The organism is Microcystis sp. M53603_WE2 (assembly GCF_030065435.1).
Map to the genome: position 1 here is coordinate 1 of NZ_JASJFF010000495.1, position 1,028 is coordinate 1,028.

General features: G+C 41.8%; 1 protein-coding gene and 1 pseudogene. Both read right to left on the reverse strand.

The window, feature by feature from the left end:
* Window positions 1-429 (reverse strand): annotated as a pseudogene (locus tag PX481_RS10315) (hypothetical protein); the annotation flags it as partial.
* A gap of 116 nt (window positions 430-545) precedes the next feature.
* On the reverse strand, window positions 546-1,028 hold a 483-nt coding region (locus PX481_RS10320), incomplete at its 5' end, for a Uma2 family endonuclease (protein ID WP_288094543.1).

Below are 1,028 nucleotides of genomic sequence, written 5' to 3' on the forward strand. Positions count from 1 at the left end.
AGGTACTTGTAAGATTTGCTCGTAAAAATACCATTTTCCATAGGGATAGTGAGGGTTGATGGAATATTCACCCCCTTCGGTTTCCGAGATAAACTCTAGGACGATGGTAGGAATTTCTCCTTCAAGATGGGGGGTGTAACTGCGCCGAATTTTTCCGCCAGGAATCGGTTTTACCGAGGGAATATAAACCCAATCAGGTGCTTTGACAACAGTTTGAGTTTTAACGGTAGCACATAAGCCAAAATTAGAAGCAATTAGCATCGATTCTAGAATTAGTCCTGCTAATTCTAGGGATTCCCGTAAAGCGGCTGCTAATAGGGGTTGCAGGTTATTGTCCACAGGTTCGTCAGGTAGAATAAAATCATCGGGCAGTTTTTCCCAGGTGATTATCGTTGATTTTGTTGGTAAATCAATAGCAGATGGTGTCATTGTCGTCAACAGTCCTTCCTAATATTTAATAAGCTCTCATAAACTGCCCGCAACTAAGTAGGTGCATTAAATTAATTATAAAATAGACCTGTAGGTGGACAATGCCTGCAATTAGTTCATACACTATCATCAACTTCAACTCCTAGCGCTCTTAATTTTGCTGCCAAGCGTTCGGCTCGTTGCTTTTCCTGTTCGGCTCGTTGACGCTCTTGCTCGGCTCGTTGCCTTTCTTGCTCTACTAACTCACTGCCCCATAATAGCAAATTTCCCGACTTATCCCACCAGCGCAACCAATTAGTAGTAAATTCAGCTTTGGTTCCTTGCCAGATACCGATAAACAAGTTAAGTTCTTTTATCCAGTAACGATTATTCTCATCTGGCAACTGCTGCTCATACTTTCCTGCCACTAAACAATAAACATCTAATTCTCCGGTTTTTGGCTGAAAAATTCCATAGACAGGTACTTGTAAGATTTGCTCGTAAAAATACCATTTTCCATAGGGATAGTGAGGGTTGATGGAATATTCACCCCCTTCGGTTTCCGAGATAAACTCTAGGACGATGGTAGGAATTTCTCCTTCAAGATGGGGGGTGTAACT